This window comes from Weissella sp. DD23 (assembly GCF_001579105.1).
GTDB lineage: Bacteria > Bacillota > Bacilli > Lactobacillales > Lactobacillaceae > Weissella > Weissella cibaria.
The window spans coordinates 331,474-339,475 of record NZ_KQ970392.1 but is presented as its reverse complement, the minus strand read 5'-3'; the positions used below and the strand labels follow the sequence as shown (position 1 = coordinate 339,475).

12 protein-coding genes and 1 riboswitch are annotated in these 8,002 nt (G+C 47.0%); of the genes, 1 reads left to right on the top strand and 11 read right to left on the bottom strand.

The window, feature by feature from the left end:
- On the bottom strand, positions 1-743 hold a 743-nt coding region (locus WEIDD23_RS05930), incomplete at its 3' end, for an ATP-binding cassette domain-containing protein (RefSeq protein WP_062358838.1).
- Positions 744-912: 169 nt separating this feature from the next.
- On the opposite strand from WEIDD23_RS05930, the gene msrB reads away from it, so the two are divergent.
- The gene (gene msrB / locus WEIDD23_RS05925) at positions 913-1,350 is read left to right on the top strand and encodes a peptide-methionine (R)-S-oxide reductase MsrB (protein ID WP_062358837.1); all 438 of its coding nucleotides are present in this window, start codon (positions 913-915) and stop codon (positions 1,348-1,350) included.
- 51 nt (positions 1,351-1,401) lie between these two features.
- Here msrB and WEIDD23_RS05920 read toward each other — a convergent pair whose 3' ends face one another.
- The 10 genes from WEIDD23_RS05920 to WEIDD23_RS12730 form a co-directional block, all read right to left on the bottom strand.
- On the bottom strand, positions 1,402-2,208 hold the full coding sequence (locus tag WEIDD23_RS05920; protein ID WP_010371272.1) for a TraX family protein: 807 nt from the start codon (positions 2,206-2,208) through the stop codon (positions 1,402-1,404).
- Between the two features lie 106 nt (positions 2,209-2,314).
- The gene (ribH, locus tag WEIDD23_RS05915; protein WP_010371275.1) at positions 2,315-2,779 is read right to left on the bottom strand and encodes a 6,7-dimethyl-8-ribityllumazine synthase; all 465 of its coding nucleotides are present in this window, start codon (positions 2,777-2,779) and stop codon (positions 2,315-2,317) included.
- A 15-nt stretch (positions 2,780-2,794) separates the two neighbouring features.
- On the bottom strand, positions 2,795-3,988 hold the full coding sequence (locus WEIDD23_RS05910; RefSeq protein WP_010371276.1) for a bifunctional 3,4-dihydroxy-2-butanone-4-phosphate synthase/GTP cyclohydrolase II: 1,194 nt from the start codon (positions 3,986-3,988) through the stop codon (positions 2,795-2,797).
- A gap of 5 nt (positions 3,989-3,993) precedes the next feature.
- Positions 3,994-4,581, bottom strand: a complete 588-nt coding sequence (locus WEIDD23_RS05905) for a riboflavin synthase (protein WP_010371279.1) — start codon at positions 4,579-4,581, stop codon at positions 3,994-3,996.
- Positions 4,581-5,606: a bifunctional diaminohydroxyphosphoribosylaminopyrimidine deaminase/5-amino-6-(5-phosphoribosylamino)uracil reductase RibD gene (gene ribD, locus WEIDD23_RS05900; protein ID WP_062358836.1), complete on the bottom strand. Its 1,026-nt coding sequence runs from the start codon at positions 5,604-5,606 to the stop codon at positions 4,581-4,583. Before ribD ends, WEIDD23_RS05905 begins: the two co-directional genes overlap by 1 nt.
- 169 nt (positions 5,607-5,775) lie before the next feature.
- Positions 5,776-5,918: riboswitch (FMN riboswitch) on the bottom strand.
- A 149-nt stretch (positions 5,919-6,067) separates the two neighbouring features.
- Complete coding sequence (locus WEIDD23_RS05895; RefSeq protein WP_010371280.1) at positions 6,068-6,391, bottom strand: DMT family transporter; 324 nt, start codon at positions 6,389-6,391, stop codon at positions 6,068-6,070.
- Positions 6,391-6,717: a DMT family transporter gene (locus tag WEIDD23_RS05890; protein WP_010371283.1), complete on the bottom strand. Its 327-nt coding sequence runs from the start codon at positions 6,715-6,717 to the stop codon at positions 6,391-6,393. Before WEIDD23_RS05890 ends, WEIDD23_RS05895 begins: the two co-directional genes overlap by 1 nt.
- Positions 6,718-6,815: 98 nt before the next feature.
- Positions 6,816-6,968: a hypothetical protein gene (locus WEIDD23_RS13045; RefSeq protein WP_153280279.1), complete on the bottom strand. Its 153-nt coding sequence runs from the start codon at positions 6,966-6,968 to the stop codon at positions 6,816-6,818.
- Positions 6,969-6,974: 6 nt separating this feature from the next.
- Positions 6,975-7,571 carry a thymidine kinase gene (locus tag WEIDD23_RS05885; protein WP_010371288.1) on the bottom strand — a complete coding sequence of 199 codons (597 nt, stop codon included), beginning with the start codon at positions 7,569-7,571 and terminating at the stop codon, positions 6,975-6,977.
- Positions 7,572-7,829: 258 nt separating this feature from the next.
- Entirely contained in the window at positions 7,830-7,997 is a 168-nt protein-coding gene (locus tag WEIDD23_RS12730) for a DUF1810 family protein (protein ID WP_082778315.1), read from the bottom strand.
- Positions 7,998-8,002 lie beyond the last annotated feature (5 nt).

Below are 8,002 nucleotides of genomic sequence, written 5' to 3'. Positions count from 1 at the left end.
AAGACGTCTTGAATAAGTGCAATGCGTCGTTCACTAAACAACGTTTCCACCAATTCGTTTGCGGGATGTGTCGTAATTTCTTGTGGTGATCCGACTTGTTGCAACACACCATCATACATGACACCAATGCGATTTCCCAAACGTAGCGCCTCACCCATGTCGTGGGTCACAAACAAAATCGTCGTCCCTAAATCTGCGTGCAATTCTAGCACCAAATCTTGCAAAGAGCGTCGTGACAAAGGGTCTAATGCACTGAACGGTTCATCCATTAAAATAATATCTGGTTCGGCCGCTAACGCCCGGACAATGCCGACCCGTTGTTGCTCACCACCAGATAATTCATTTGGCATGCGTTGCGCATAATTTGTATGGTCTAATCCGACCCGGTCCAACAGCTCATTCACCCGCGTTTGCCGGTCAGCCAATGTGACCCCGCTAGCTTCAAGCTGAATCCCAGCATTTTGAAAAATCGTCATGTTCGGAAACAACGCCGAATTCTGTAGCACGTATCCAATGCCACCACGGAGATCTTCTAATTTATAGTCAATTGCCCGTGTGCCACGCACATTGGTATCGCCATCTGTCGGCTCCACCAAACGATTAATCAACTTTAAGGCCGTTGTTTTCCCACTACCACTTGGCCCAACTAAGACGAATAGTTCACCTGCATCAATCGTCAAATTCAAATCATTTACCGCCGCTTGGCCTTGGTAAATCTTCGAAATATGTCGAAACTCAATCATCTCATCCACACCCACTTTCCGTTAATCAGTACTCTGATAGTACCGCTAACTCAATTTTCTTACAAATGATTAGAGAAATTCTAATTTGTCAGTTGTCATTTCTTCATATTACAAGACTTGCATCCTCCCAGCAAACCAGTAGAATTGGCACCAAAGGAGCGTGAACATTATGCCTAAATATGATCAAGATGAACTACGAAATCGTTTGACCCCCGAACAATATGCTGTAACGCAGGAAGCGGCGACCGAGGCACCCTTTAACAACCAATATGACGCTTGGTTTGATGACGGGATTTACGTTGATGTCGTTAGCGGTGAACCCTTGTTTAGCTCAACTGACAAGTACGACGCTGGTTGTGGTTGGCCTTCTTTTACCAAACCCATTGAAAAAAAGCGGGTGAAGCGCCACCTCGACACCTCGCACGGTATGTTCCGGACCGAAGTGAAATCTGCTGATGCCGACTCGCACCTCGGCCACGTCTTCACTGATGGCCCAATGGCTGCCGGCGGTCTGCGCTACTGCATCAATTCAGCTGCGATGCGTTTTGTACCCGTCGCCGACCTTGAAAAGTCTGGTTACGGTGAGTACAAATCATTATTCGAGTAAGTAAAAGAGGTTGAGACGTCATTATCCGTCTCAACCTCTTTTTTTAATTTTCTACTTATTGAAGAACACGGTCGAAATAATATACAACACTGCCAAGTGACTTGGATAGAAAATGTAGAAGAACCACTTATCCTTGCGTCCTTGCTTACCGTTATACAACGCCAGTAGTGGCACCGCAAAGATCATCATCCACTGGATATCTGAGAAACCATGTTGTGCACTTTGGAAAAGCATCCACAAACTAAAGGCAGTATACAACAATAAGGCCACAGCTCGCTTTTCCCGGAAAATGTGGAAAATCAATGCCAACAGCAAGAATACGACGCCACCCTCAATATTCATCAAATTCGGTACCGCCACCATATAAATCCGCATTGGCAAGACGTTTCCTGTTGCTGCAAAGCTCAGCATCACAGCCATTAAAGCCGTTGACCCAATTAAATAAATAATCCCCAACATGCTCCAGGCAAAGGCCTTCTTATTCGCAATCGGGTGCTTCAAGCCATCCCAAATCCACATCACCATCACGCCCAAAAACAGCGTGCCGAAAATTGCATTCATCAATACAACGTGTTCATTTGGCAATTGCGTTTGCAAGATAACTTCCATCACGCTGGTAATCCAAAACCCAATCAGAAGGTTACGCATATAGCCAATCCGACTGTGTGTGTAATGGAACCCTTCCGCTGCCAAAAACAGGAAAATCGGCGCGACCACGCGGCCAAGCATTGTCATCCATTCCGGTGCACCAACGTATGCAAACATCTGGTGAATGTGGTCCGAGACCATCAAAATAATACCGATCACTTTTAGCGTAAAACTTGTTAGACCATAACGTTCTTGTAATTTAGCAAGCATTGTACATCCCCTCAAAAATAACTCTTATTAACCAACACACAATACTATACGTTATCTAATATCGTTTGGCAACACAAAAGAGTCATTTCAGAAAAAGGTACGTGCACTAGATAGCATCAACAACTGCCAATAACTCGAGTAATGCCAACGCAACTTCGCTCCCCTTGTTACCGGCCTTACCCCCAGCGCGATGTTGTGCTTGCTCAAGTGTATCAGCAGTTAACACACCAAATACCGTTGGTACACCAGTCTTCAAGCCAACTTGGGCAATTCCAGTCATTGCCCCATTAATCACCAAATCGTAATGATCAGTCTCACCACGAATAACGGCGCCCAGCGTGACAATGCCATCATACTTAGCGGTGTTCGCCACTTTCTCGGCTACTAGTGGAATTTCAAATGCGCCGGGCACGATGTAAACATCGATATTTGCCATGTGCACCCCATGCATCGTCAATGCCTCTTTTGCCCCCGCTAGCAGTGGGTCAGTGATTAGCGTATTAAATCGACTCATCACAATGGCAATATGACGTCCTTCGTGCTTCGTTAGCGTTCCTGTAACTGTTGTCATCTGAATTTACTCCTTTTAAATCATGTGTGAAAACTTATCGCGCTTCGTGGCCATGTATCCGGCATTGACTTCATTAACGCCGACAATCAATGGCACGCGCTCAACCACTTCAATTCCGTGCTTGGCTAAATCATCAATTTTGGCTGGATTATTCGTCAATAAACGTACTTTTTGATAACCAGCATCTTTTAAGATTTGGGCAGCCTGGGCATAATCGCGTTCATCAGGTTGATGGCCGAGGTGTTCGTTCGCTTGGAACGTATCATAGCCATTTTCTTGCAACACATAGGTACGCAACTTTTCAGCGAGTCCAATACCACGCCCTTCTTGACGCAGGTAAACAACGGCGCCACCCTGCTGATCAATCTGGTGGAGCGCTTCGTGTAGTTGTGGCCCACATTCGCATCGGTATGACCCCAACACCTCACCGGTTAGACACTCGGAGTGCAATCTAACTAATGGCACTTCATCTGTCGTCACAGTACTTTGAATTAACAAATCCGGTTCACGGCCAGCCACTGTATAATCCGTTACACGAAATTCGCCGTACGCGCTTGGCAGCTTAATCGTTGGCCCCATCCGATTTGGTCGTTCCACTAACGCTTGGCGGTACGCAATCAGTTCCGCAATCGTCAATGTCACTAATTTTTCCGATGATGCCACATCAGCCAACGCCGTTTCACGTGCCATCCGACCATCTGCGTCTAGAATTTCTATAATAAAGGCGACTGGTGGTACCCCTGCCAACTTAGCCAAATCAACGGCTGCTTCCGTGTGACCAGCTCGTGCTAACACGCCATCAGGAACGGCAACTAACGGAAAAATGTGGCCTGGGCGTTCAAAATCTGTTGATTGCGCTGACAGATTTGCTAATTCCCGCAATGTCTGCGCCCGATCGACCGAAGATACACCCGTTGTCGTCCCTTTATGGTCAACGCTCACCGTGAACTGCGTCCCAAATTTTTCCGTATTAGTTGCGACCATTTGCGGGAGTTGTAATTGTGCCGCTCGTTCGGCAGACATCGGTGCGCACAACACGCCACGCCCAACGCGTAAAGCCCGGTTAACGTTTTCAGTTGTTGCAAATGAGGCTAACCCCACTAAATCGCCCTCATGCTCACGCTGGGCATCGTCCGTTAAAATAATCAATTGGCCTTGTTTAAGCGCCGTAATTGCGCGCTCGACACGCTGTCGGATTTCTTGATTCATTTTGTTTACTCCTTCGTCAAATACTTCGCTAATACATCAGTTTCCAAATTAACGACGTCACCGGTTTGAACAGTACGCAACATCGTATGCGTTAAGGTATGCGGAATTAACGCAATCACAAACGCCGTCGCACTAGCCGTCACGACCGTCAAGCTCACACCATTGACCGCAATTGACCCTTTCGTAACAATTTGGTGCATCAGCCCCTGGTCTGCCGGAGTAATCGTTAAATAGACTGTTTCGTCAGTTTGTGACATTGTTGTAATCGTTCCAGTCCCATCAACATGCCCTAACACAAAATGACCATCAAACCGATCACCTGCCCGTATGGCTTGCTCTAAGTTAACGACTTCACCAACCTGATAGTCTTGCATCCGGGTGACAGCCATTGTTGGCACCATGACATCAAAAGTGGCCTCGTGATCGTTATATGTCGTAATCGTCAAACAAACGCCGTCCACCATGATACTGTCGCCTAGTTTTGCGTCTGCAAAATAAGCAGATGCTGTTTTAATCGCTAAACGGCGTTCTTTTTCATTTCGCTTAGTCAAGGCGACCACTTGCCCAACTTCAGATACGATTCCTGTAAACATTACTTCGCCTCCCTGTAAATGACTTGATGTAGCGCATTACCAACACGTGTCTGTGTTGCAACGGGGCCCTGATTGCCCACCACGCCTTTAATGCCAGTTCCTAACACAGCGTCCGTTTGGTAAATATCAAAACGTTGCCAGAGATTAGTCGCTAGAAAGGCACGCACTAGCGCTCCGCCGCCTTCAACCAGCAATGATTGGATGCCACGTTGTCCCAAATCATCCAACAACGTGTCTAGTTCACCGTCGAAAGACACCGCTTGTGGCACCTGCTGGGCAAACGTGGTGTTTGTCGTATAAATCAACGTCCGATCATCAAAAAAGGCCGGATGATGTTGCAAGCGCCCCCGCCGATCGACAATCACGCGCCACGGTTGTTGGTGTGTGATTGGGACATGGCGCACGGTCAGTTGTGGTGCATCAGTTAAGGCCGTCTCGCTGCCAACCATAATGGCACTCATTTGGGCACGTTGCTGATGAATCGCCACATTCGCTTGGTCATCAGTTAATTTAGTGGCTTGTCCCCGTTTGGCAGCAATAAACCCATCGATGCTTTGTGCTAACTTCAGCGTGACATAGGGCCGTTGCGTTTCAAAAAAATGATGAAAGGCTGGGTTTAGTGCCGTACTACCTTGCTGGTTAAGCAGTGTGACTGCGATACCAGCCTGCTGTAATTTGGCAACACCACGGCCACTGACGTGCGGATTAGGATCGCCTTGCCCAATTACAACCCGCCCCAACTTCGCCGCCACGAGTGCATCTGCACAAGCACCGACCTTACCGATGTGCGCACACGGTTCTAACGTGACATACATCGTGGCCCCAACCAGATCCGCCTGATGTTCCACCTGATTCATCGCCGCGACCTCCGCATGCTGATGACCAAATTGGTGATGGTACCCTGTCGCGATAACGGCGCCATCCTTCACTATAACCGCCCCAACCCGCGGGTTTTCCCACGTTGCGGCCGGATCAGCTTGTTGCGCGGCTTGATACGCCAACTGCATCATTGTTAAATCATCCATGTTTCCCCTAACTACTCCGGGTAGTAAAAAAGCCCCAAGTCTGCTATATCAGCAAACTTGGGGCTGTTGCCAGGACCGATCAGGCTTTGATCGGTCTGACACCTCGTTTTGGGTATCGAAAAAACTGCGTAAAGGGGCCAAAAAAATAAGCCACTAACGCGATAAATTTTGATATCTTCTCCCATCCAGACTTTACTGTCGGTTGCAGATTCACACTGCATCAACCGGATTGCTTAATCACAACCCAGGTCACGGACTGAGGCATACGCCATCACCGTCGGTCGGGAATTTCACCCTGCCCCGAAGATTTATTGATTATTTATTTAACACAGCCATCATACAGTTCTCATGAATAATTTGTAAACCCTTATTTTTTGACGCACCTAACAAAAAGTACCGGCATGACCCCTAAAAAGCAGTCATACCGGTACTTCAACGTTATTCGTTATTTTTTAAATTAGTTAACCGCGACCCGTCGTTAACTTCAAGCCAACAGCTCCGATAATAATCATACTAATAAACAAAATGCGCTTCCAATCACGGGACTCGTTGTACAGCAACATGCCGGCAATTGTCCCACCAGCGGCCCCAATTCCGGTCCAGATTGCATATCCGGTACCCATCGAAATATCACGCAAGGCCAGCGTGAGTAAGCCAATGCTAAGTGCCCCGCCTACCGCCATACCAGTAGCGGCCCACCAGGCGCGTCGTTTCTGCCACTCATTAATCATGATGACACCTGACACTTCCATCAAGCCTGCTAAGACTAAAAATACCCATGCCATTACGCCTTTTCCTCCGCCAATAATTTCAGACCAATAATGCCGCCTAATAAAATGACCAAGAAAACTAATTCCGCGATTGTCATACCATCACCAAATGCGACCCAGCCGGTCACCACCGTTGCCACGGTACCAAGGCCGACAAATACTGCGTAGGCGGTGCCAACCGGGAGTTGTTCGCTAGCTGTTAAAAACAGTAACATTGACAATCCTAATGCAATTAGCGTTGCAACCCACATCAATGGGGTGTGCGCATGTTTAATACCCACAACCCAACCATCTTCAAAACCAATTGCCAAGATAATCTTGAGCCACGGATTCTTTAACATGCTTTTGCTCCTAATCACTTACTTAATGTGATTATTATACTAGTTTCTGTGCCATTTCGGATAATTTTGGCCGGAATAACAGAACAGTGCTGGTCAGCTTAGTAAACTTTGCGCTCAACAACGCTCATACGGTGCACATTATTTGAATGCGCCCGCGCAAACATTTCAGCATTACTAATGGTATTCGTTTCGTAAAAATGCGTGCCTAATTGATCACGAACCACGTATGTTGTCATTCCCTGTTTCATCATATCCCCCTACTTACCGAACCGTTCCGCCAAAGCTTGCTCATCTGGATGAAAATAGTGATAGCGCGAAACTGGTAAATAAGCCTCATCGCCCCCAATTTCGATTTGCTCCCCTTCATACACTGGCTTACCATCGTGAATACGTAAATTCATCGTCGCTTTCTTAGTGCCAAACGAATCCAACGTCTTCATTTCTTGTAACTTATCAGCAAAAATCAGCAATGCTTCAGACCCTGGAAAGAGCCGATTTGAAAAATCATTTTTCAAGCCAAACGCCATGACAGGAATGTCCAAATCATCGACCACATTTGCCAACTGAATGACCTGTTGGCGCGTCATGAATTGTGCTTCATCAACCAGGACGATATCTGGCAACTTATCAGCCGACGTGACTAACGCCATTAAATCATCCGTATCATGAATGATGCCAGCTGTCTCACGCAACCCGATACGCGAGGATACTTCGCCAATCTTTGTGCGATCATCCAGTGCCGACGTCAATAACAATGGGCGACGGCCTTGGATTTTATAGTTGTGTGCCACTTTCAAGATTTCGATGGACTTTCCCGAAGCCATCGTGCCATATACAAACGTTAATTGCGACATCCAACTCACCTCAAAAACTATTTTTAACTCGATTTAGTTTACGCGCTTTTGCCGATTTTGCAAGCGCCGTTACCAAACGATAAACCGGACAATTTTCACGAATGTTCGCTTTCGAATTTCAAAAACCGCTTGACATGGTTGGCTTATCGCCAGGCTCCCGCTTAAATAACGAACATAACTTTCCGTTAGGTTGATGAACATGAAACACTTCCGAACAAAAAAGACCGCCAGATATACCAGCAGTCTTTTAGCGTTTATTTAAATTTCAGCTAGCGTAGCGGAGTGGCGTTCGCCATCAAAGTAACGATCCAAACCAGTCACAAATGGTGTCTTATCAGTGGCCACTGCTTCAAACAGAGTCCAAGCTGCTTGCAACTTGCGGGCATCCACATCCCCGAACACTGCTTCGATATCAGTCGTTGTCAGACCCA